The sequence below is a fragment of the Bosea vaviloviae genome (genome assembly GCF_001741865.1).
In the GTDB taxonomy this organism is placed as follows: domain Bacteria; phylum Pseudomonadota; class Alphaproteobacteria; order Rhizobiales; family Beijerinckiaceae; genus Allobosea; species Allobosea vaviloviae.
The window spans coordinates 2,098,106-2,119,955 of sequence record NZ_CP017147.1 but is presented as its reverse complement, the minus strand read 5'-3'; the positions used below and the strand labels follow the sequence as shown (position 1 = coordinate 2,119,955).

Below are 21,850 nucleotides of genomic sequence, written 5' to 3'. Positions count from 1 at the left end.
GCGATGAGCGACACGCTGATCGACGCGCCGCCGCCAGCCTTGCGCAGCCATGCGCCGCTGGCCCCGCTGGAGGCAAGCCAGGGCTGGCTCAAGCTCTCGCCGATCAACCGGCGCCGGCTGAACAACTTCAAGGCCAACAAGCGCGGCTGGTGGTCGCTGTGGATCTTCCTGACGCTGTTCGTACTCTCGCTCTTCGCCGAGTTCATCGCCAACGACCGGCCCTTGATCGTGCGCTACAAGGGCGAATGGCTGTTCCCGGTCGCGGTGAACTACCCGGAAGAGAAGTTCGGCGGCTTCCTGGCCACGACGGACTATCGCGACCCGGTGATCGCCAAGGAGATCACAGCCAACGGCTACGCGGTCTGGCCCCTGATCCGCTACAGCTACCGGACGCATAATCTCGATCTGCCCGTGCCCGCGCCAGCGCCGCCGACCTGGCTGCTCAAGGACGAGCAATGCCGCGTCATCGCGCAGCGCAGCGGCGGCACGGGCTGCCGCGATCTCGAATGGAACTGGCTGGGCACCGACGACCAGGGCCGCGACGTTGTCGCGCGGTTGATCTACGGCTTCCGCATCTCGATCCTGTTCGGGTTGATCCTGTCCTCGATCTCCTCCGTGATCGGTATCGCAGCCGGCGCCATCCAGGGCTATTTCGGCGGCTGGACCGACCTGATCTTCCAGCGCGTCATCGAGATCTGGACCTCCATCCCGGCGCTCTATCTGCTGATCATCGTGGCGGCGATCATCACACCGAGCTTCTTCGTGCTGCTCGGCATCCTCCTGCTGTTCTCATGGGTCGCGCTTGTCGGCGTGGTGCGGGCCGAGTTCCTGCGGGCGCGCAATTTCGAATATGTCCGCGCCGCACGCGCGCTCGGCCTCTCCAACCGCGCCATCATGGTCAAGCATCTCTTGCCCAATGCGATGGTTGCGACTCTGACCTTCCTGCCCTTCATCCTGAACGGCTCGATCACCACCCTGACCTCGCTCGACTTCCTCGGCTTTGGCCTGCCGCCCGGCTCGCCCTCGCTGGGCGAATTGCTGGCGCAGGGGAAATCGAACCTGCAGGCGCCATGGCTCGGCCTCTCGGGCTTCGTCGCGATCGCGCTGATGTTGTCGCTGCTGATTTTCATCGGCGAAGCGGTCAGAGACGCGTTCGACCCGAGAAAGACGTTCGCGTGAGCTGTGGTATGATCGCACGCCAAGGAGCGAGGCGATGAACAAGATCGTGCGGGAACATTACCCGATCGAGAAGCTGCCCGAGGATTTACGGGCGGAATTGACGGGCCAGGGCACCGTAACGGTGACGATTGAAACCGAAATGACGCCCCCTCAAAATGTGGCCGCAGCACGCGCCTCCTGGAACGCATTGCTCGAGCGTATCAGCCAGCTTCACGCTACGGGTGCCGTCAAGCCTGTGACGTCGGAAGAAGCTGTCGCACGTGTCAGGGCACTGCGAGACGAGTGGGATTAGTGGAACGGGGCCCGCGGACCCACATCTATCTGGACGCGAACGCCATCATACGCTCTATCGAGGGCGGTGTGGGATCGCTTGCCTTCCTGATCGAGATGGCTTCCGAGAATTTGGTTCACCTCTACACTAGCGAACTCACCCTTGCAGAGGTGCTTGTTGGCCCGTTGAAACAGTCCCAGCCTGGGCTAGCGAAATTCTACGAAGAGATGCTGGTATCCGACGACTACCTTACCGTCGTTCCCGTCGGCCGGGATGTCTTGCGCCGCAGTGCCGATATTAGAGCGACCACGGCGAGCAAGGGCGCGGATGCAATCCATGTGGCTACCGCCATGTATAGCACCTGCACGCTCTTCATATCATCAGACAAGAGGATCCGATTGCCGAATGGCATGACGCGGATCGACATCGATCAAGTCGAGGATCTAGACGTTTGGACATGATTCCCCTCCTCTCCGTCCAGGATCTCTCCGTCGCCTTCCGCCAGGGCGGGCGCGAGACGCTGGCTGTCGACCGCATCTCCTTCCAGATCGCCAAGGGCGAGACGCTCGCCATCGTCGGCGAATCCGGCTCGGGCAAATCGGTCTCGGCGCTCTCGATCCTGAAGCTGCTGAACTACCCCTCCGCGCACCACCCCTCCGGCAAGGTGATGTTCAACGGCCAGGACCTGATCGCGGCCGATGAGGATGCGATGCGCAAGGTGCGCGGCAACGACATCACCATGGTGTTCCAGGAGCCGATGACCTCGCTCAACCCGCTGCACACGATCCAGCGGCAGATCGGCGAGATCCTCGAGCTGCACAAAGGCCTGCGCGGCGACAACGCGCGCGCCCGCACGCTCGAACTCCTGGCGCTGGTCGGCATCCGCGACGCGGAAAGCCGATTGGAGGCCTATCCGCACCAGCTTTCGGGCGGACAGCGCCAGCGCGTGATGATCGCGATGGCGCTCGCCAACGAACCTGAATTGCTGATCGCCGACGAACCCACGACCGCGCTCGACGTCACGGTGCAGGCCCAGATCCTCAAGCTGTTGAAGGAGCTCCAGGGCCGGCTCGGCATGGCGATGCTGTTCATCACCCACGATCTCGGCATCGTCCGGCGCATCGCCGACAGGGTCTGCGTCATGCTCAAGGGCCAGATCGTCGAGCAGGGACCAGTCGGCGCGATCTTCGGCAATCCCCGGCACGACTACACCAAGCGGCTGCTCGCAGCCGAGCCGAAAGGTCGCCCGGCGCCCGTCGCGGAGGGCGCCGCCACGCTGCTCGAAGCCGGACCGATGAAGATCTGGTTCCCGATCAAATCCGGTTTCCTGCGCCGCACCACCGGCCATGTGAAGGCGGTCGACGGCATCACGATCAGGGTACGCGAGGGCGAGACGCTCGGCGTCGTCGGCGAATCCGGCTCCGGCAAGACGACGCTCGGCCTCGCCATCCTGCGCTTGATCTCGTCGGAGGGGCCGATCGTCTTCCTCGGCGACCGGATCGACGGGCTCGCCAGCGCCGCCGTCCGGCCGAAACGCCGGGATCTCCAGGTCGTCTTCCAGGATCCTTACGGCTCGCTCTCGCCGCGCATGTCGGTGGCCGAGATCGTGGCCGAGGGCCTGACCGTGCAACAGAGCGGGCTGAGTTATGCCCAGCGACGCGAGATCGTCGCCCGGGCCCTCGATGATGTCGGGCTCGATCCAAGCGCGATGGACCGCTACCCGCATGAATTCTCCGGCGGCCAGCGCCAGCGCATCGCGATCGCACGCGCCATGGCGCTCGATCCGAAATTCGTCGTGCTGGACGAGCCGACCTCGGCGCTCGACATGTCGGTTCAGGCGCAGATCGTCGAATTGCTGCGCGACCTCCAGGCCAGGCGCAAGCTCGGCTATCTCTTCATCAGCCATGACCTCAAGGTCGTGCGGGCGCTCTCGCACCGGGTCGTCGTGATGCAGAACGGCCGGGTTGTCGAGGAGGGGCCGGCCGAAGAGATCTTCGCCCGGCCACGCGAGGCCTATACCCAGGCCCTGCTCGCAGCCGCGCTCAACCTCGAACCTGTCGGCGTCGCCGCCGTGAGGGAATGAGCATGGCCCGCGCCATCCTGATCGTGCTCGATTCCGTCGGCTGTGGCGCAGCGCGGGACGCGCATCTCTACGGCGATGCCGGCGCTGATACGCTGGGGCATATCGCACAAGCCTGTAGCGATGGCAGGGGCGACCGTGCGGGCCTGCGCAAGGGGCCGCTCACGCTGCCCAATCTGGTGCGATTAGGCCTCGCCCATGCCTGCGAGGCCTCCACCGGCAAACCGCTCGCCGGCATCGTCAAGCCTGTCGCTCCCGAAGGCCAATACGGCTACGGCGTCGAGATCAGCCAGGGCAAGGACACGCCGTCCGGCCATTGGGAGATCGCCGGCTGCCCCGTGCCGTTCCAATGGGGCTATTTCACCGCGCTGGAGAATTCCTTCCCGCCCGACCTGGTTGCCGCGATCGTCAAGCAAGGCGCCCTGCCCGGCATCCTCGGCAACAAGCATGCCTCGGGCACCGCAATCATCGATGAGCTTGCCGAAGAGCACATCCGGACGGGCAAGCCGATCTGCTACACCTCGGTCGACTCCGTGCTCCAGATCGCAGCTCACGAGGAGCTGTTCGGGCTCGAGCGGCTTTACGAGCTCTGCCGCAAGACGCGCCTCCTCGTCGACCCGCTGAAGATCGGCCGCGTGATCGCAAGGCCCTTCCTGGGGAGGACCGAGGACGCCTTCAAGCGCACCGGGAACCGCAAGGATTTCGCCATCCCGCCACCTGGCGAGACCCTGCTCGACCGGCTGGCGGCACAGGGGCGCATGATCATCACCGTCGGCAAGATCGGCGACATCTTCGCTCATCGCGCGACCGGCGAAGAGATCAAGCCTTTCGGCAATGCCGCGATGTTCGAGGCCGCGCTGGAGGCGCTGGAGCGCCTGCCCGATGGCGGCTTCTGCTTCGTCAACCTCGTCGACTTCGACAGCGAGTACGGCCATCGCCGCGACGCGCCGGGCTATGCCGCCGCGCTGGAAGCCTTCGACGCGTCTCTGCCGCGCCTGGAGGCCAGGCTGAGATCGGGCGATATCGCGATGATCACCGCCGATCATGGCAATGATCCGACCTGGCCGGGCACCGACCATACGCGCGAGCACACGCCGATTCTCGCCTTCGGCCCTGACGTGGCGCCAGGTTTGATCGGCCGGCGTGAAAGTTTCGCCGACATCGCGGCGACGCTGGGAAGCTGGCTCGGCATCGGCGTGGTGGGGCCGGGGCGCCCCTGGTAGGGCTAGAGCATTTTCGAGCGAAGTGGACACCGGTTCGCGTGAAGAAAATGCGATAAAACAAGGATGTAGAGTATTTTCGCGTTTCGGAGAAATGCGAAAATACTCTGGATCGACGGCGTCAAGCCGCCGCGACCAGGCTGCAGAACGCCGCGACCTCGTGGCGGATGCTGTGAGCCTGCGCGGCAAGCGCATCGGCTGCCTCTTGCAGCTGCTCCGCCGCATCATGCGTGCGCACCGTCATCAACTCGAAATTGCCGACGACGCCGACACCGCGCCTGGCACCCTCGAAGGAAAGCTGGACCTGGCGCGCGATCTCGGCGGTCGCCCGATCCTGCTCATGGACCGCGACCGCGATCGCCTCGGCCACGTTCTCGACCTCGCCCATGGCCCCGACGATGTCGCGGATGGCCTTGAGCGAGCGCTGCGAGGCAATCTGCATCGCATGGATCTGGCCTGAGACTTCGTCGGTGGCGCGAGCGGTCTGCGCCGACAATGTCTTCACCTCGCTGGCGACAACCGCAAAGCCGCGCCCCATCTCGCCGGCACGCGCCGCCTCGATCGTGGCGTTCAGCGCCAGCATGCTGGTCTGCGCCGCAATGCCGCGAATGATCTCGACGACGGCCCCGACATTCTCGCTGTTGCGGGCAAGTACCTCGATTTCATCGCTGGCGCGGCGCGCGAGATCGGCTGCGTTCTTGGAACCGTCGAAGGAATGCGAGACGTTTCGGCCGATCTCACCGATCGATTCCGCGAGTTGACCGCTCGCATTGGCGAGCTGATCGATGCCGCGCGTCGTCGCATCCGCGGCCTCCGAGACCAACGCCATCTGCTGGCGCGCCTGATCCGACGTGCCGGTCAGTTCGCGCGACCCGCCCTGCATGGTCTCGGCCGAGCGATCGAGCACCGCCATGGCCCGCTCCATCTGGGAGCGGAAGCTCTGGACGATCTCGCGCAGCGCCTCGGCGCGCCGCCCGAGCTCTTCCGCCTGGCGCTTTTCGCGTTCGCCCGCCATCCGCTCGCGCTCGGCGATCTCGTTGGCGCGCTGCAGGTTGTTTTCGTTGGTCGCGAACATGCGTCCCAGGATCACGGCAAGAGCCGCCAGGAACACGGTTTCGATGATGACGATCACGGCGTGCAGCAGCACGCGCAGGAGGCTGCCGCCCTGATAGAACACGGCCGACGGCAGGATGTATTGCAGGGTGAGGTGGTGCAGCGCGGTCAAGGCGGCGCCCATCATGATGGGGCGCCAGTCGCAGAAACCGGCGAGCAAGGCCAGGACCGCGAAATAGTACATATGCGTGTCGGGCTGCCAGGGATGGCCGGCGAAGCTGTAGACCAGCATCGAGACCTGGCCGATCAGCACGACCGCGATGACGAGCTGCGTGACGATGGCGACGCCGCAGCGCATGTAGAGCAGCAGGGCGCCCGCAGCCAGCAGGAAGGCACAGGACGCTGGCAGCAGGATGTCTCCACCGCGGAACCAGATGCTCAGCACCAGGATCGGCACGTGCAGGAATGCGAGCCCCAGCAGCACGCGCGCGACGGCGACACGAATGCCCGTCAAGGTCCAGATCATAGGGATGGTTCCGCAGACGCGCGGGAGTCGAGACAGCCGGCGAGTCCATCGAGCGCCAGCATCAGCAAGGCGCCTCGCGGCCTGGCAGTCTCGGCACCAGCTTCGGCAGCAGCCACGATCACGATGAAAGGTGAAATGCCACCGCGCAGGACGCGATGCCCGGCCGCGAGGCTTTGTGCCATCGCGTCCTGCTGCGGCATCCATGGTGGGAAGATGATCGCCTGCGGCACGGCCCGCCCGAGCGGGGCCTGAGGCAAGCTGAGCATGGCAGCAAGGCTGACAGCCACGAGCGCCAGCGCCACGATGCAGCCATCCCGCAGGGTCGCAACCCGCCCGCTATTGGCGGAGGCTCCAATCAGGCTTCCCGATGTCATGGGACGTAGGTTTCTCCGGGGCGCCAAGCAATTCGCGCCGTTCCGGATGAACTGGGGCCACTCCCGTAAAGTTTTACTTAAAGATGAAGGCAAAGCCTAACCACGATGATTTTTAGCGCTGCCGTTTACTATTTTTAAGAGGTTGAAGATTACAACTGTAGATAGTATTTAAATACCGTAAGGTGCATGCCATGTGGACCTCAGCAAGCCGGTTCCGTCGGAACGAAGCCGCCACCAGCGCAGTCGAATTCGCGATGATCGCGCCTGTGCTTCTTCTGATGATCTTCGGCATCATCGGCTACGGCTACGTTCTGGGCATTTACCACGGCATCCAGCAAGTCGCCTCCGAAGCCGCGCGCGCCTCCGTTTCCGGCGTAACCGACGCCGAACGCGACCAGATCGCGCGTGCTTTCGTCACGGCAAACGCATCCTCCTACGCTTTCATCGATCCGGCCAAGGTCAGCGTGACGACAGCCCAGGGCGGCGCACCGCAGCAGACCTTCACGGTCGCTGTGGCCTATGACATGTCCGGAACGCTCTTCCAGAGCCTCGCTTCGCTTGCCTCGTTGCCACCACCTACGGTTGTGCGTCGAGCCGTCATCCAGCGCGGCGGCTATTAACCCAGATCTTTGCTCTCGCTCCCGCAGGAGGCCGTGATGAATCGCAGCTTCAAAGCTTTTGCCAAGAACGAGCGCGGTGGCGCGGCCCTGCTCTTCGCTGCCGGGATCTTCGTCCTTTTCGGCTTTGGCGCGATGGCGGTCGATGTCGGCAGCTTCTTCTATGAGAAGAGGCGGCAACAGACCGCCAACGATCTCTCGGCGCTTGCAGCGGCGGCGGATCTGCCGCGCGCCAAGGCTGCCGCGCAGGCCACCGCCGGCAGAAACGGCTACCCGGCAAATACCGTCCTGGCCGTGCAGACCGGCATCTACAACGCCGACTCGACCATACCGGTCAACAACCGCTTCACGCCCAGCACGGGAACGACAGCCAACGCCGTCAAGGTCGAGATGCGCGGCGTCACGCAGATGATGCTCGGCCGCGTTCTCGCAGCGAGCCCGCCAAGCACGGCTCAGGCGAGCACGACGCTGGCGAGCTTCTCGAGCGGCGACGTGCCGATCGGCAGCAGCGCCATCGCGGTGCAGGATGCGCAGGCCGCCTTCGCGGTCGGCTCGCGGCTGGCACAGCTGGACGGCGGCCTCCTCAACAGCCTGCTCAGCTCGCTCCTGGGCAGCAGCGTCTCGCTTTCCGTGATGGACTACACCGGGCTGGCGCAGGCGCGGATCGATCTGTTCACATTCTCCAAATACCTGGCGGTGCGCGCAAATCTGTCTGCCGTGACCTATGACGACGTGCTGAAGGCCAATGTGAAACTCGGCGACGTGCTTTACGCCGCCCAGCAGGCCGCCCGCGACAACAGCACCAGCAGCGTGACGGCGAACGACGCGCTCTCGCGGCTGGCCACGGCGACGGCCAGCTCGACGCAGCGCGTCGACCTGACCAAGCTGATCTCGTTTGGCCCCGCCGGCCAGACAGCGCTGTCGCTGCCGGGGCCGATCGTGGCTTCGCTCTCAGCCCTCGACCTCGTCTCGGCGGTCGCCCAGATCTCCAATGGCACGCGCCAGATCGATACGGGGCTTTCCATCAACATCCCGGGCATCGCGGCGGTCTCGCTCAAGCTCGCCATCGGCGAGCGGCCGGTGGGTACGAGCCTCGTCAGTGTCGGGCGGGCAGGCGCGACCGTCCACACCGCCCAGACCCGCCTGCTGCTGACGATCAACCTCGTCGGCAGCGGACAAGCCTCGCTGGTGAGCCTGCCGCTCTATCTCGAGCTCGCGGCTGCGACGGCAAAGCTCACGAGCGTCCAGTGCAACGCCGGCGACGTCACCACCTCCCGCGTCACGCTCGGCGTGACACCGGCCGTGGTCGACGCCTGGATCGGGCAGGTTTCGCTGACGGATTTCAACAATTTCAGCACGGCCCCGAACCCACCCGCCGCCGTGGTCCTGAACGTCCTTGGCCTCTTCAAGGTGACGCTGCGGGCGCATGCGACCATGACGAACCTGGCCGAAACGCCGGTGAGCTTCACCTATCCGGAGATCCTGCGCGGCGACAAGCGCACGACCTCGACGCAGAACTTCACTGCGAGCCTGCTGTCACGCCTCTTCGGCGATCTCGTGGTCCGTCTCGACCCGCTGGGATTGGACCTCGGCGGCGTCGGAAACCTCGTCAGCGGCATCGTCACGGCGGCGGCGACTCCGATCGACCAATTGCTCACCGGGGTGCTGGGAACGCTCGGCATCGGCCTCGGCCAGGCCGATAGCTGGGTCACCGGTGTGCGCTGCGGCGGCTCCCTGCTGGTGCGCTAGCTAGAATCGCTTCGCTCGGCCGGTGATCGCACTCGGCCAGCAAGGCAGCCATTCCCTTCCTTGAGAGCCCAGACGGCCTCAAGCATCCGATGGCAGACACCCTCGACCTTGTTCTTGACAACAGTATCTTCGCAGCCGGTGCACGCGCCGATAACGTGTTGGAGCGCTGCATATCTGCGGTATCGCCACGGAGCCGATCATCCCCGCGGCGACAGCAACCGGCCGGGCGGCCTCGCGATGAGATTTGCGTTTGAGCTATGGAAAAGCTGACGAAAATGCCGCTGTCCTCGTCCCCGCATCCGGCATCGGCGCCCATTCTACCCGGAGCGATTCTCTCGCTTGCAGAGCTGTGCGATAGTGACCGCTATCATGTCGAGCGCGCCTGCCGGGCGGCGACCCAGACAGCCTATCTCGGCGATCACATCGTGCTGGCGCGCTGATCAGAGCCAGAAGATGACGGTTGCAGCGACGCAGATGGAATTCAGCGAACCCGGCGGCCAGAAATGCAAGGAGAGGCCGAGCTCCGTGGTGACATGCTTCATCAGCATCTTCATGATCTGGCCATTCGGATGGGTTGTCGCGTAGAGGACCTGCCGGTTCCTGAAGTTCTCGAGGAATATAGGCGCCGGGGAGTGAAGCCATGACCGTCTATGTCGACGACGCCCGTCACCAGTTCGGCCGCATGATCATGTGCCATATGTGGGCCGACAGCCTGGAGGAATTGCTGGAGATGGCCAGCCGTATTGGCCTCGACAGCAATTGGATCCAAGGCCACCCGACGCTGTCGGAAGGCAAAGCGCGCAAAGCCTCGTGGCTGCACTTCGACATCTCGCTCACGATGAAGGCGATGGCGCTTCTGGCGGGCGCCGTGCAGACCGACAAATACGGCCCGGTCGAGCATGTCGCCCGGCTCGACCTCGCATCGGGCAATCCCGAACTGGTCGCGCGCGGCCGGAAGCGCCTCGCCCAGGTTGAGGCTTGCCGCAAGCTGCCGCGCAGGATGTGGCTAAGCGACCTCGCCGCCCTCTAATAGGGCGGCTTCAGTCGGACAGGCCTTTCTCAGCCCGTCTTCTCTTCCATGGCCTCCCGCTGCTTCAGCAGATCATCCAAGCGGGATTGCTGCTCTTCGATTCGAGCGGCCAATCGCTCTTCCGCTGCGGCGCCAGACGCCCGGGTCGCCTGCGCGGTCAACTCGGAGATGTCCCTGCGCAGGATCGCAATGCGAGCGTCCAACTCACTCTTGGAGATATCCAGCTTCATCTTTTTTCACGCCACGTGCGACGATCTCCAGCGTACCGTCGGGGAGAGGACGCTGAAGCCCCCGCGCAAGTTCCCAGGGCGCCGTCATCCAGGCTTCGCACTCTTCCGGAGTAGTCAGGATGACCGGCATGGCCTTCGGGTGCACGGCCCCGACTTCAGCGTTCGGCGTCGTGGTGAGGAAGGCGAAGAGGTCTATCGTTTCCAGCCCCTTGCTGACCTTGCGGACGCTGGTCCATTGCGGCGCCCAGATGCCGGCGAGAACCGCGAGCGGCCGATCCTCATCGAGGGCGAACCAGATATCGCCGCCGGCGTCGCGGTTGAACTCGCTAAAGCTGGTGAATGGCACGAGGCATCGATTATCGACACCGAGCCAGCGTTTCCAATGGGCGCTGTTGGTGTTGCGGACATTCGTCGTGCCGCTGTCGGGCTCCATCGGAAGCAGGGCGTCGAAGTCGACCACCTTGCCCTTGGTTCGCAGCCTGTCGGCGCGCCGGCTCGCTGCCTCGAAGAGCGCCAGCTTCGAGCTCGGCATGCCCCAGCGCGTCATGGCCAGGCGCGGGCCGTCCGCCTCGTTGCGGATGATCGGGGCCTCGTAGTCCGGGAAGATGCCCGGCAGGGGCGGCAGGTTGGTCTCCGGCGCGTCGAATTTCGCGAACAGCTTGCGCATCGCGTCGACGCTGCGGGTCATGCTGTAGAGGTTACACATCGTCGCCCATCTTTCTGACTTGGAGGGCAACTGCCCGAGTTCATCGCCTCAACCATCGCGGGCTTAGGTGGTCTCACCCCTTTAGGAGACTTCAATGCGCGCGAATGTTCACATCACCCTCAAAATCAAAATCCATCTCGGCCGGACTGCATTGGTCATGCTGTTCCTAATCCTCTAGGTGTCGCCCACCCTGCGCCGGTGCGGCTCCGCACCAGGCTTGGCCGGCAGCATGTCGCCCTTGCCGCCCTCGATCAAGGTCAAGCCCATCATCGCGGGCGGCAGGTCCGGCGGGCCGCTGCGCATCACGTCCGGCAGATAGGCGCCGCAGCGATAGCTGTATTTTTGGGGCTTTCGCGCCGGGTTGTGCGGGTCATAAGGGCAACGGCTCATGAACACGCCGAGCAGCGACCCCAGCGTCGCATTGGCTCCATAGCGCTGCGCGCAGACCGCCAGGCGCGCATCGCCGGCCCGCTTGCAGATATGGCAGCGGAATCGGATCACCACCCACGCGTACTGCATCAAGGTCGTGTCGAGGGATGGTGGAATGGCGGAAGGCCCCGCCCCGGCTGGGTTCATCATTGCGCTCTCGAAAATGAGAACATAAAGAGAACACGCGAGAGCAGAGAGTCAAGCCATGGTCGCCGTCGAGACGCTCGTCCTTCAGCGCATGGAGCATGACGAGGATGGGCGGATGTGGTCCGTCTACTGTGAAGGCGAGGTCGTCGGCTCGATAATCCAGCCATTCACGGGCCACCGCTGGCAATGGTCGATCACGGTTCAAGACCCCGCGCCGATCAGCAAAAGCGGCAGAGCCGAGACGCGGGAAGCGGCTATGGCGGATTTCCGCGCGGCGTGGGATCGCTACCGGGAGCACATCGGCGAGAGAGGATGGCAGGACCATCTCCAGCACATGGCCGAGCTCCGGGCGCGGCCCTGGTATGTCGCTATGATGCTGAAGCGCGACGGAACCGACCGCGGGAAGTAGTCTCCGGAAACTTCTGGAGATTCGCCTATGCCTTGGCCGCCCGACAATCCACCCCTCGTCTATTCCCACCTCGCCGGCCGCGAGGTCTCGACATGGTCGGAAGAGTGGAAGCACGAATGCGAGATTGCCTATTTGCTTGAGCTGCCGCCGCCCGCGCGCAACGCGATGCTGGACGGTGTGACCGGCTCGGCCGACCGCGACGCGCGCGGAATCAAAGGTGTTCGAGGTGAGGCTGCCGTCGCGGCGCTGCGGGCAGAAATCCAGCGGCTGTCCGAGATCAGAAAGCGGGGCTGAGATCTGTCCTAGCCGTCCAGCTGATAGATCTCGCCGGCGTCGGCGTCATCGCGAATGCCCTTAAATGATGCATGGCGCAGCTTGCCGTCGTTCGTCCAGGCGCGGAAAGCGACCTCGGCCTTAAGGGTGGGCTCGACCCAGCGCATGCCCTTCTTGGCGATGCCAGTGACTGCGGGCTTCTCGATCAGGATGCTCATCAGCCGGCGGCGCAGCACACTCGCCGTCCTCACCGTGAAACCCGTCCCGACGCTACCGACATAGACCAGAGCCTTGCCGAGCCGGGCAGCCAGGAGCAGCCGGCCGATCCCGCCAAGCGCCCCGGGTGAGGCCTCCCAGCCGACGATCAGGAACGTCTCGGACTGGATGCACTTGATCTTGAGCCATTCGCCGCCGCGGCCGGAGCGATAAGGCGCGTCGAGCCGTTTGGCGATAATCCCCTCGAGTCCCATCTCGCAGGCGAGCTTGAGAAAGGGCGCGCCCTCCGCATTGACCTCCTCGCTGAGGCGGATGGAGCTGTGCTGCTTGCCGATAAGAGCGATCAGCATGCGCCGCCGTTCGGACAGGGGAAGCGCCCTTAGATCGCGGCCATCGAGATAGAGCAAATCGAAGGCATTGAGCAGCGCGCCCGCGGCGGAGCGCTTGCCGCCGCGACCGCCCAACGCCTGCTGCAGCGCGCCAAAATCGGAAGCGCCACGTTCATCGAGGACCACGGCCTCGCCGTCGACGATGGCGCTCTCGACACCTAGTTCGCGCATATCGTGGGCGATCGTGGGAAAGCGGAGCGTCCAGTCGTGACCGCCCCTGGTCAGTATCCGGACCCTGCGGCCAGGCTCGAGATGAACAGCAAGCCGGTAGCCGTCCCATTTCACTTCATAGGCCCAGTCGTCACCGACGGGCGGCCTGGACGTCAGGAGCGCCAGGCAGGGCTCGACACGGTCAGGCATGGGATCGAAGAGCAGGCCGCGCTGTCGACTGTCCCGCCGCCGCGCGGCCGGCCCTCGCACCACCTCGGACACCGGGCCCGAGCGCAACACACGACGCGCACACACACCAAGACTCCACGCAACCGACTCGCCAACGAAGATGCATAAGATTCGTTCCAACCTCAGGAACCGAGGCGTTCGCAAGCGGTTGAGCATGGAGAGTTTGGTCGCGTAGGTGTCCCATGAGTGCAGCGCGCGCCGCCCACATCGATCGCCCGTCCCGTGAAGTTCGAGGGCGCAAACGAGAGCTCTACCGCGAGCGCTGCAAAGACAGCGACGGCAACACCTACTGCGTCATAGTCTGGCAGATGTTCCGGGGGCTCGCTGTCACGAGCTACACGCTCGAAGACGGCACACCGGCTAAATATATCGACGGCTGCAAGTTCGAAATCGTTTCGACCGGAAAAGTCATCAGCCGCTGCGACGAGCCCGCCCCGGAAGGTTTGGTGCTGTCATGATCATGTAGTGCGTGCGTGGATTGTCCGCCGTGCGGATCGCCAAACGCATCCGCTCGACGACGGCAAAGGTCACCGCAAGACTAAGCCATTCTGGCGTTGGCTTGAAGCGGCGGCTGAAGGTCACCCGCGGCCGGGAGTGCGAGACCGTCACCGACACCACTCAGGGCGTCCGCCTCGCGATGATGAAAGCCGTCGCGAACTACTAGACGAATGAATACGACTGGTGGAATTGCACGATAAGCTGCATGACGTCATGGCGACTGCTCATAAATTCCTGAAGCCGAACCATCGCTCCAAAGCGCGCGCCGTCCCATTGCCCTGTTCCCGAGCTTTGATTCCGAAGAGCGCCGGGAGCTTTAGGAATTGCTCAGCACCGCGACAGCATAGACGCAGCTCCGATCGCTCTCATTCTTGAAGACGCAATCGCTGGGAGGGCCGAGTTCGAGGCAATCACCTTCCTTCATGTCATGCCGCGTCTGCCCTTCGATGAAGATCAGCTCTCCATCCAGAATCCAGATCAATTGGCGCATGAAGGCGTAGGCAGAAGCGGGCATCGGCACCTCCCTCCCGGCCGGCAATTCGATGCGCACCAGGTCGAGCGGCAGGTCGGAGCGCGGCGAGACATGGCGGCGCACATAGCCGGTCTGCGGATCGACCCATAGCGGCTGATCGGCCTTCCGCAGCAGCCGCCCCTGCTGCATCTCGGCCCGCGCCATCAGCGTCGACATGCTCAGGCCGAAGGCTCCGGAAAGCTTGCCGAGCAAGGTCGCCGTCGGGCTGCTCTCGGCCCGCTCCACCTTGAAGATCATGGCGCGGGATACCGATGCCCTTTCGGCGAGATCGGACAGCGACCAGCCCCTGCCCTCCCGCTCGATGCGAATGCGAGCGCCAATGCGCTGATCGATGCCGTCAGATTTCACCATGCGTAATACGATAGTGGACGGATCCGGAAAATCAAAAGCGGGCCGCTCTGCATCATGGCGTCTCCGCAGCAAGCCATCGACCTCGAATTGATCCTGCGCGGGAGCATCTGACCCCCTCGCCCTCAGATCGCGTCCGCCTGCTCCGAAAGCAAGCCCTGGGCGATCGACGAGGCGTTGCGGACATGCGTCAGCGCCGCATTATAGGCCGCCTCACCGTCGCCGGCCCGGATCGCGTCGACGATGTTCTGCATCTGCCTGGGACCCTCGACATTGCGCCCCGTCGTCTTGATCGTCATCGAGCGCAGATAATTGATGCGCACGGTGATGGAGCTGACGATGCCCCAGGCGATGTCCTTGCCGGAGGCTGCGAACAACAGGCGATAGAATTCGGTCGTCTCGGCGAGGACCGTCGACATCGCATTCTCGGCATAGGCCGCGCGGATGTTCGCAAGCCGGCTTTCGAGCGTTGCGACGACGCCAGGCTGCTGGTTTTCCGCACAGGCCTTGGCCGCGATGCCTTCGAGCACACCGCGAATCTCGTAGATCTGCTTGGCTTCATCCGGCGTGGTCTTGGCCACGATCGGACCGCGATTGGGAAGCGTCGCGACGAGCCCTTCCGATTCGAGATGGCGCAAAACCTCGCGGACGATGGTTCGACTGACCCCGAGTTGCTCGCACAGATCGCGCTCGACAAGTCGCGCGCCCGGCTTGAAGCGCATGTCGAGGATCGCCTCGCGCATCTTTTCTAAAGTCAATTCACGAAGGGTCTTCCCCGGACGATCGACCAGCATCGGCCGCTCAGTCGAATTCATCGGTCATTCTTCCTGTTTCTACGACAGTTGCCCGATCAGGACACAGAAGACAACAGCCCATTCGCCTGCGCTCCCTCGCCTGATTTATGGGCATGGCCCTGCCTGATTTTTCCCTGGGCAGCCAGATTGTGGCGTCAAGTTTGGTATGCCATAATATAGAATACCAGCTTGAAGATGGAGCGACAAATGGCTTTCCGGAGATTTGCCGTGCCTTGCGGACGCAATCCTCGCAAAGCGATCCGCGCGATCGGGCTTGCGGGGCTGATGGCGCTGGTCGCCCTCCCAGCCGCACAGGCCCAGGCGCAAGGCTGCACGCCGAAGATCGCCGGAAATCTCCTGACCAAGCCCGGACATTTCGTCATGGCCACCAGCCCGACCTTGCCGCCGATGGCCTATGCGGATCAGAAGGGCGTGCTGAAGGGCATGCGGATCGAGCTCGGATACGAGATCGCCAAGCGTCTGTGCCTGACGCCGGATTATATCAGCACGGAATATGCCGCGATGGTGCCGGGCCTGCAGGGCGGGCGCTGGGACATGATCAATGCCGGCCTCTTTGTCACGCCCGAGCGCCTGAAGATTCTCTACATGATCCCCTATGAGAACCTCGCGATCAGCATCTCGACACCGACCCAGGCGGGCAAGCCGATCACGGCGGTCGACGACCTCGCCGGCAAGCGGGTCAGCACCGATCTCGGCGGCTATGCCGAACGCAAGATCCGCGACCTGAACAAGGAGTTCAAATCGCGCGGGCTCACCGAGATGACCATCAATCTCTTCGACAACTACGCCACGGTCTATCAGGCCCTGCGCGCCGGGCAGGTCGATGCGGCGGTCTCGATCGACCCCGTCGCCAAGCAATATCAGGAGCGTGGCGAGTTCACCCATGCGCTGAGCGGCATGTTCCCGACCCCGGGCTCACTCTCCTTCGGGCAGAAGGCCATCGCCGATGCTGTGGCCCAGGCGCTGAAGGAGATGGAGGCCGACGGCTCGCTGGCCAAGCTGATGTCCAACTACGGCGTCGGCCAGATCGAAGGCGGCGTCCGCGTGCTGGGGCGCGACAGCTAGGCCCTCGCCGCGAGCCATATCCCCCTGCCCTGGCGCATGCCCGGGTGTCCGATGTCCGATTTCGACCATCTGCCGGGAGATCTGCGTGAAAGGCTGGAACTGGGGCGGTTTCTTCGAATATCTGACGAACGAATACATGCTCGAAGGCGCGCTGATAACGCTCGGCCTGACGGTCTTCTCGATGGTGTTCGGATTGATCCTGGGTTTCGTCGTCGCGCTGATGCGCATGTCGAAGCACAAGATCCTGTCCGTTCCCGCCTATTTCTACACCTGGATCATGCGCGGCACGCCGCTGCTGGTGCAGCTCATCATCATCTATACCGGCCTGCCGCAGCTCGGCATCCGCTTCTCGGTGCTCGAATCCACGCTGATCGGCCTGACCCTCAACGAGGCCGCCTATCTCTCCGAGATCGTGCGCGCCGGCATCTCGGCGGTGCCGCGCGGGCAGGTCAATGCGGCGCGCGCCATCGGCATGCGCGAGTTCCAGGTGATGCGCTATGTCGTGGCGCCGCAAGCCTTCCGGATCATCATCCCGCCCCTGGGCAATTCGGTGAACGGCATCCTCAAGACCACCTCGATCGCCTCGATCATTTCCATGGAAGAGCTGCTGCGCCGCACGCAGGTGCTGATCCAGGAGAAATTCCTGGTGCTCGAGCTCTTCATCGTCGCGGCGCTCTACTACCTCGTGATGACCACGGCCTGGGAGTTCATCCAGCGCCGGATCGAAAAGCGTCTCGGCCGGGCCTTCGACGTGCAGGCCACCGTGACCGAGCAGCGATGAGCCCCCCAGTCATGCAGCAAACGAACGCCATGATCGAAGTCCGCGCCGTCAACAAATGGTATGGCGACAGCTTCCACGTCCTGAAGAATTGCAGCCTGGCGGTTGGGAAGGGAGAGGTCGTCGTGGTCTGCGGCCCCTCCGGCTCCGGCAAATCGACCCTGATCAAATGCGTCAACGGGCTGGAGAGCGTCAGGGATGGCGACATCCTGATTGATGGCGTGAAGGCGACCGATCCCGACACCGACATGCCCAAGCTGCGGGCGCGGGTGGGCATGGTCTTCCAGCATTTCGAGCTGTTCCCGCATATGACGGTGATGGAAAACCTCTGCATCGGGCAGGAGAAGGTGCTCGGACGCTCCCCCTCCGAGGCCAGGGAGAAGGCGCTCTCCCTGCTCGAACGGGTCGGGCTGACCGACCATGCGCGGAAATACCCGATCCAGCTCTCGGGCGGCCAGCAGCAGCGCGTCGCCATCGCGCGTGCGCTCGCCATGGACCCGATCGCGATGCTGTTCGACGAGCCGACCTCCGCGCTCGATCCGGAGATGATCAACGAGGTTCTCGACGTCATGGTCGGGCTCGCCCAGGAGGGCATGACGATGATGGTCGTCACTCATGAAATGGGGTTCGCCCGCAAGGTCGCCGACAGGGTCGTCTTCATGGATCGCGGCGAGATCGTCGAGAACAGCGACACGGAACAGTTCTTCGCCGCCCCCGAAAGCGAGCGCGCGAAACAGTTCCTGTCGAAGATCCTTCCCCATTGAGCATGCTTGCCCATTGAGCATCCTTCCCCATTGAGCATCCCTGTCGACGGGATGGCGAGGCGCAGATGATCAACCGCATCCTCACCCCTCGCGAACTCATCGTCGGCGGCGGATCGATCGGGCAGCTTCCCGCCCTGCTGCAGCGCCTTAGCGTCTCGCGGCCCTTGCTCGTCATCGACCCCGGCGTCCTCAAGCTGGGGCTGGCCGAGCCGGCGATCGCCGCCATGCGCGCTGACGGGATCGATCTCGATATCTTCGCGGAGGTCATCGAGGATCCCACCGACGCCACGGTCGATCTCGCCGTGGAACAGATACGCAGCAGCAACCGCGACAGCGTCATCGGCTTCGGCGGCGGCAGCGCCATCGACACGGGCAAGGCCGCGGCCATCGTTGCCAGCACCGGGGAAGCGGTCCACGCCCTGAAAGTTCCGCGCATCGTCGACCTGAGCGTGATGCCCTTCATCGCGGTTCCGACGACGGCTGGGACAGGCAGCGAGGTGACGCGGGCCTGTGTGATCACCGACACGCAGCGACACGAGAAGATGCTGATCCTGGGAACAGCCGCCTTGCCGGCCGCCGCAATCGTCGATTTCGAGTTGACCCTGAGCTGCCCGTTCCGCGTCACGGTCGACACCGGGCTCGATGCGCTGACGCATGCTTTGGAAGCGATCATCAACCGCAACCGCAACGCCCATGCCGACGCGCTCGCATCCTCGGCGCTGGCGCTGATCGGCGCCCATCTCGAAACGGCGGCAAGCGAGCCAGGCAACCGCGCCGCCCGCGAGGCCATGATGCTCGGAGCGACCCATGCGGGGCTTGCCGTCTCCAACACCTCGACGGCGCTGATCCATGGCCTCAGCCGCCCGATCGGAGCGTTGTTCCATGTGCCGCACGGCCTGTCGAACGCCATGCTGCTGCCGCTCGTCACCGCCTATTCCTTGTCGGCGGCACCGCGACAATACGCAGCCGCGGCGCGGGCGCTCGGCTGGGCGAGCGCGAGTGACAGCGACGAGCACGCCGGCCGCGTGCTCGTCCAAGGCTTCATCGGGCTGAATGCGCGGCTCAAGGTTCCGACGCCGCAAAGCTTCGGCATCGACGGGGAGCGCTACAAGGCGCTGCTGCCGGAGATGGCGCGGCAGGCGCTCAGCTCCGGGACGCCGCAGAACAATCCGCGCGTCCCGGATACCGATGACATCATCGCGCTTTACCGGAATGCCTGGGATGGCCGGGTTCCGGTCTTTTAGAATGACGGTCGCTATCCCCCTCTCGATGCAGCCCGCTCCCGCCCGACGCTCCACCATCGGCGAAAGCCGATCTCGCGGTGCGTTTCGCTCGCGTTGGCGGCGGTTGACTCGCCCCGGCCGATCCTGCTGTCTGCAGGCGAGCGCGACGATGCGCGGTTGGCAGGGGATGGTGCTGTCGTTGAGCGTCCAGGACAGTTCGACCGGCTCGGGAGCGCCGGGGGAGACACGCAAAACACTGGAGATCGCGCTCGGCCGTCAGATCCGCGCGATCCGGCGCTCGCATGATTTGTCGGTTGCCGATCTCGCGGCGGCGGCCGGGATCTCGGCCGGCATGCTGTCGAAGATCGAGAACGGGCAGATCTCGCCGTCGCTCAGCACGATCGCGGCCATCGCCGCCAGCGTCAACGTACCGATCAGCACGCTTTTTGCCGCCTTCGAGGAGAAGAGCGACTGCTCCTATGTGCCGGCCGGCAAGGGTGTCAACATCGAGCGGCGCGGCACCAAGGCCGGGCATGTCTATGAGCTCCTGGGCCATGCCCTTGGCGGCGACGTGGTAGTCGAACCCTATCTCATCACGCTGCGCGAGGACGCCTCGCCCTTCACCGGCTTCCAGCATGCCGGCGTCGAGTTCATCTACATGCTCAGCGGCGAGGTGGTCTACCGGCACGCCGAGGGACGCTATCGCTTGAAGCCGGGCGATGCGCTGCTGTTCGACTCGGGCGCGCTGCATGGGCCGGAGGAGTTCGTGCAATTGCCGATGACCTATCTGTCAATCATCGTCTATCCGCGCCAGGCGCTTTAGATTTCCTGATAAGAACTTTTGTTTCTTGACAGGATAAGCACCCATGCTAGGACTCTCGCCATGACGGGAGGGTCACATGTGCGGGATCGTCGGCTTATTCATCAAGGCTCCGGAGCTTGAGCAAGATCTAGGCCGGCTCCTCTCGGGCATGCTTGAGACGATGAGCGATCGCGGGCCCGACAGCGCGGGCTTCGCCATCTACGGCTCGGACAAGGCCGACCTCGTCAAGCTGACGCTCAGCCATTCCGACCCTGCCGCCTTGGAGCGTGTTGCCGGCGCGCTCGATGCCCATCTCGGCTATCCCGCGGAACGGACGATCCGCTCCAACCATCTCATCGTCTCGGTCCGGCGCGCCGACGAAGAGACGGCGCGCGCCTTCGCGACGGCTGCCGGCCTGCGCCTCGTCGGGGCCGGCAAGCGCATGGAGATCTTCAAGGAAGTCGGGCTTCCCATCCGGGTCGCGGAGCAGTTCGGCCTCTCCGGCATGTCCGGCACCCACGGCATCGGCCATACCCGCATGGCAACAGAATCCGCCGTGACCACGAAGGGCGCCCATCCCTTCTCGACCGGGCGGGACCAGTGCCTCGTCCATAACGGCTCGCTCTCGAACCACAACTCAGTGCGGCGCGAGCTGACGCGCGAGGGCTTGTCCTTCGAGACCGAGAACGACAGCGAGGTCGCCGCGGGCTACCTTACCTGGCGCATGCGCGAGGGTGCTTCGCTGCGCGAGGCGCTGGAGAACAGCCTGAAGGCGCTGGACGGTTTCTACACCTTCGTGGTCGGCACCGAGAACGGCTTTGCCGTGCTGCGCGACCCCGTCTCCTGCAAGCCGGCGGTGATGGCGGAGACCAAAGACTATGTCGCCTTCGGCTCGGAATACCGCGCGCTTTCCGGCCTGCCCGGCATCGAAAGCGCCCATATCTTCGAACCCGAACCAGCCAAGGTCTACGCCTGGGAGCGCGCCTGATGCCTGTCGTCGACCTCGCAACGGTTCCGCTGCGCTCGCTGAACGCGGAGCTGCACAAACTGCCCCAGAACACCAATGAAACGCATTGGACGATCAAGAACCCCGGCGGCAAGCACGCTCTGGCGGTCGGGCTCGACGCGCCGGTGATCGTCGAGATCGAGGGGCATGTCGGCTATTATTGCGGCGGCATGAACAAGGAGGCCACGATCGTGGTCGCCGGCAATGCCGGGGTCGGCGTCGGCGAGAACATGATGTCGGGCGAAATCCGCATCAAGGGCGACGCCAGCCAGGCGGCCGGCGCCACCGGCCGGGGCGGCCTTCTCGTCATCGAGGGTGACGCATCGGCCCGCTGCGGCATCTCGATGAAGGGCATCGACATCGTCGTGAAGGGGTCGATCGGCCCGATGAGCGCCTTCATGGCGCAAGAGGGCAATCTCGTGGTGCTCGGCGATGCCGGCGAGGCGCTGGGCGATTCCATCTACGAGGCCAGGCTCTTCGTGCGCGGCACGGTCAGGAGCCTCGGCGCCGATTGCGTGGAGAAGCCGATGGAGGCCGCCGACCGCACCGCGCTGGCCGGCGTCATCGCGCGCGCAGGCCTCAGCGACGACGTCTCGCCGGACGAGTTCAAGCTCTACGGCTCCGCCCGCACCCTCTACCATTTCCACGTCGACAACGCCTCGGCGTATTGAGCGAGCACCCCATGACCGCGTCACTCAAGCCCATGCCGGCTGCACCGCATC

At 64.4% G+C, this 21,850-nt stretch carries 28 protein-coding genes; 20 read left to right on the top strand and 8 right to left on the bottom strand.

What is annotated here, in order from left to right:
* Positions 1-3 precede the first annotated feature (3 nt).
* From BHK69_RS09980 to BHK69_RS09960, 5 genes are all read left to right on the top strand, one after another.
* Positions 4-1,179 (top strand): ABC transporter permease, encoded by a 1,176-nt coding sequence (locus tag BHK69_RS09980; protein ID WP_069689968.1) that lies wholly within the window; start codon positions 4-6, stop codon positions 1,177-1,179.
* A 34-nt stretch (positions 1,180-1,213) separates the two neighbouring features.
* Positions 1,214-1,471 carry a hypothetical protein gene (locus BHK69_RS31910; protein WP_069689967.1) on the top strand — a complete coding sequence of 86 codons (258 nt, stop codon included), beginning with the start codon at positions 1,214-1,216 and terminating at the stop codon, positions 1,469-1,471.
* A gap of 68 nt (positions 1,472-1,539) precedes the next feature.
* Positions 1,540-1,911, top strand: a complete 372-nt coding sequence (locus BHK69_RS09970) for a type II toxin-antitoxin system VapC family toxin (protein WP_244548453.1) — start codon at positions 1,540-1,542, stop codon at positions 1,909-1,911.
* Positions 1,908-3,533 (top strand): ABC transporter ATP-binding protein, encoded by a 1,626-nt coding sequence (locus BHK69_RS09965; protein WP_069689965.1) that lies wholly within the window; start codon positions 1,908-1,910, stop codon positions 3,531-3,533. Before BHK69_RS09970 ends, BHK69_RS09965 begins: the two co-directional genes overlap by 4 nt.
* A gap of 2 nt (positions 3,534-3,535) precedes the next feature.
* Complete coding sequence (locus tag BHK69_RS09960) at positions 3,536-4,753, top strand: phosphopentomutase (protein ID WP_069689964.1); 1,218 nt, start codon at positions 3,536-3,538, stop codon at positions 4,751-4,753.
* A 118-nt stretch (positions 4,754-4,871) separates the two neighbouring features.
* On the opposite strand, the gene BHK69_RS32850 is transcribed toward BHK69_RS09960, so the two are convergent.
* Together BHK69_RS32850 and BHK69_RS33090 are read right to left on the bottom strand one after the other, a co-directional pair.
* A complete protein-coding gene (locus BHK69_RS32850; RefSeq protein ID WP_069689963.1) occupies positions 4,872-6,329 on the bottom strand; it encodes a methyl-accepting chemotaxis protein in 1,458 nt (485 codons plus the stop codon).
* Positions 6,326-6,703: a hypothetical protein gene (locus BHK69_RS33090; protein WP_069689962.1), complete on the bottom strand. Its 378-nt coding sequence runs from the start codon at positions 6,701-6,703 to the stop codon at positions 6,326-6,328. The genes BHK69_RS32850 and BHK69_RS33090 overlap by 4 nt, the downstream gene beginning before the upstream one ends.
* 191 nt (positions 6,704-6,894) lie before the next feature.
* Here BHK69_RS33090 and BHK69_RS09945 point away from each other — a divergent pair, with 191 nt between their 5' ends.
* The 4 genes from BHK69_RS09945 to BHK69_RS09930 all read left to right on the top strand — a co-directional run bounded on the left by BHK69_RS09945 (position 6,895) and on the right by BHK69_RS09930 (position 10,099).
* Positions 6,895-7,323, top strand: a complete 429-nt coding sequence (locus BHK69_RS09945) for a TadE/TadG family type IV pilus assembly protein (protein WP_069693527.1) — start codon at positions 6,895-6,897, stop codon at positions 7,321-7,323.
* Between the two features lie 36 nt (positions 7,324-7,359).
* Positions 7,360-9,069: a pilus assembly protein TadG-related protein gene (locus BHK69_RS09940; protein ID WP_069693526.1), complete on the top strand. Its 1,710-nt coding sequence runs from the start codon at positions 7,360-7,362 to the stop codon at positions 9,067-9,069.
* A 257-nt stretch (positions 9,070-9,326) separates the two neighbouring features.
* Positions 9,327-9,509, top strand: coding sequence for a hypothetical protein (locus BHK69_RS09935; RefSeq protein ID WP_069689961.1), 183 nt, complete (start codon positions 9,327-9,329; stop codon positions 9,507-9,509).
* A 200-nt stretch (positions 9,510-9,709) separates the two neighbouring features.
* Positions 9,710-10,099: a DUF4031 domain-containing protein gene (locus tag BHK69_RS09930; RefSeq protein WP_069689960.1), complete on the top strand. Its 390-nt coding sequence runs from the start codon at positions 9,710-9,712 to the stop codon at positions 10,097-10,099.
* 29 nt (positions 10,100-10,128) lie between these two features.
* Here BHK69_RS09930 and BHK69_RS09925 read toward each other — a convergent pair whose 3' ends face one another.
* The 3 genes from BHK69_RS09925 to BHK69_RS09915 form a co-directional block, all read right to left on the bottom strand.
* A complete protein-coding gene (locus BHK69_RS09925) occupies positions 10,129-10,329 on the bottom strand; it encodes a hypothetical protein (RefSeq protein ID WP_069689959.1) in 201 nt (66 codons plus the stop codon).
* Positions 10,304-11,035: an SOS response-associated peptidase gene (locus BHK69_RS09920; RefSeq protein WP_069689958.1), complete on the bottom strand. Its 732-nt coding sequence runs from the start codon at positions 11,033-11,035 to the stop codon at positions 10,304-10,306. Before BHK69_RS09920 ends, BHK69_RS09925 begins: the two co-directional genes overlap by 26 nt.
* A 174-nt stretch (positions 11,036-11,209) precedes the next feature.
* Complete coding sequence (locus BHK69_RS09915; protein ID WP_158516183.1) at positions 11,210-11,614, bottom strand: hypothetical protein; 405 nt, start codon at positions 11,612-11,614, stop codon at positions 11,210-11,212.
* Positions 11,615-11,669: 55 nt separating this feature from the next.
* On the opposite strand from BHK69_RS09915, the gene BHK69_RS09910 reads away from it, so the two are divergent.
* Complete coding sequence (locus tag BHK69_RS09910) at positions 11,670-12,020, top strand: hypothetical protein (protein WP_069689957.1); 351 nt, start codon at positions 11,670-11,672, stop codon at positions 12,018-12,020.
* A gap of 27 nt (positions 12,021-12,047) precedes the next feature.
* Positions 12,048-12,314 carry a DUF7696 family protein gene (locus BHK69_RS09905; protein ID WP_069689956.1) on the top strand — a complete coding sequence of 89 codons (267 nt, stop codon included), beginning with the start codon at positions 12,048-12,050 and terminating at the stop codon, positions 12,312-12,314.
* An 8-nt stretch (positions 12,315-12,322) separates the two neighbouring features.
* On the opposite strand, the gene ligD is transcribed toward BHK69_RS09905, so the two are convergent.
* Positions 12,323-13,453 (bottom strand): non-homologous end-joining DNA ligase, encoded by a 1,131-nt coding sequence (ligD, locus tag BHK69_RS09900; protein ID WP_083269230.1) that lies wholly within the window; start codon positions 13,451-13,453, stop codon positions 12,323-12,325.
* A gap of 26 nt (positions 13,454-13,479) precedes the next feature.
* Here ligD and BHK69_RS09895 point away from each other — a divergent pair, with 26 nt between their 5' ends.
* Together BHK69_RS09895 and BHK69_RS32600 are read left to right on the top strand one after the other, a co-directional pair.
* Positions 13,480-13,755 carry a hypothetical protein gene (locus tag BHK69_RS09895; protein WP_069689954.1) on the top strand — a complete coding sequence of 92 codons (276 nt, stop codon included), beginning with the start codon at positions 13,480-13,482 and terminating at the stop codon, positions 13,753-13,755.
* A 29-nt stretch (positions 13,756-13,784) separates the two neighbouring features.
* The gene (locus BHK69_RS32600; protein ID WP_158516182.1) at positions 13,785-13,961 is read left to right on the top strand and encodes a hypothetical protein; all 177 of its coding nucleotides are present in this window, start codon (positions 13,785-13,787) and stop codon (positions 13,959-13,961) included.
* Positions 13,962-14,111: 150 nt separating this feature from the next.
* On the opposite strand, the gene BHK69_RS09885 is transcribed toward BHK69_RS32600, so the two are convergent.
* Both BHK69_RS09885 and BHK69_RS09880 read right to left on the bottom strand, forming a co-directional pair.
* A complete protein-coding gene (locus BHK69_RS09885; RefSeq protein WP_069689952.1) occupies positions 14,112-14,678 on the bottom strand; it encodes a helix-turn-helix domain-containing protein in 567 nt (188 codons plus the stop codon).
* 122 nt (positions 14,679-14,800) lie between these two features.
* Positions 14,801-15,490, bottom strand: a complete 690-nt coding sequence (locus BHK69_RS09880; protein WP_069689951.1) for a GntR family transcriptional regulator — start codon at positions 15,488-15,490, stop codon at positions 14,801-14,803.
* A 264-nt stretch (positions 15,491-15,754) separates the two neighbouring features.
* Here BHK69_RS09880 and BHK69_RS09875 point away from each other — a divergent pair, with 264 nt between their 5' ends.
* From BHK69_RS09875 to BHK69_RS09845, 7 genes are all read left to right on the top strand, one after another.
* A complete protein-coding gene (locus tag BHK69_RS09875; RefSeq protein ID WP_069693524.1) occupies positions 15,755-16,555 on the top strand; it encodes an ABC transporter substrate-binding protein in 801 nt (266 codons plus the stop codon).
* 85 nt (positions 16,556-16,640) lie between these two features.
* Entirely contained in the window at positions 16,641-17,336 is a 696-nt protein-coding gene (locus BHK69_RS09870) for an amino acid ABC transporter permease (protein ID WP_083269228.1), read from the top strand.
* 29 nt (positions 17,337-17,365) lie between these two features.
* The gene (locus BHK69_RS09865; RefSeq protein ID WP_148663652.1) at positions 17,366-18,097 is read left to right on the top strand and encodes an amino acid ABC transporter ATP-binding protein; all 732 of its coding nucleotides are present in this window, start codon (positions 17,366-17,368) and stop codon (positions 18,095-18,097) included.
* A 65-nt stretch (positions 18,098-18,162) separates the two neighbouring features.
* Positions 18,163-19,341, top strand: coding sequence for an iron-containing alcohol dehydrogenase (locus BHK69_RS09860; protein ID WP_069689949.1), 1,179 nt, complete (start codon positions 18,163-18,165; stop codon positions 19,339-19,341).
* A 148-nt stretch (positions 19,342-19,489) separates the two neighbouring features.
* Positions 19,490-20,143: a helix-turn-helix domain-containing protein gene (locus BHK69_RS09855; protein ID WP_069689948.1), complete on the top strand. Its 654-nt coding sequence runs from the start codon at positions 19,490-19,492 to the stop codon at positions 20,141-20,143.
* A gap of 76 nt (positions 20,144-20,219) precedes the next feature.
* Positions 20,220-21,110, top strand: a complete 891-nt coding sequence (locus tag BHK69_RS09850) for a class II glutamine amidotransferase (RefSeq protein ID WP_069689947.1) — start codon at positions 20,220-20,222, stop codon at positions 21,108-21,110.
* Positions 21,110-21,799 carry a GltB/FmdC/FwdC-like GXGXG domain-containing protein gene (locus BHK69_RS09845; RefSeq protein ID WP_069689946.1) on the top strand — a complete coding sequence of 230 codons (690 nt, stop codon included), beginning with the start codon at positions 21,110-21,112 and terminating at the stop codon, positions 21,797-21,799. The genes BHK69_RS09850 and BHK69_RS09845 overlap by 1 nt, the downstream gene beginning before the upstream one ends.
* Positions 21,800-21,850 lie beyond the last annotated feature (51 nt).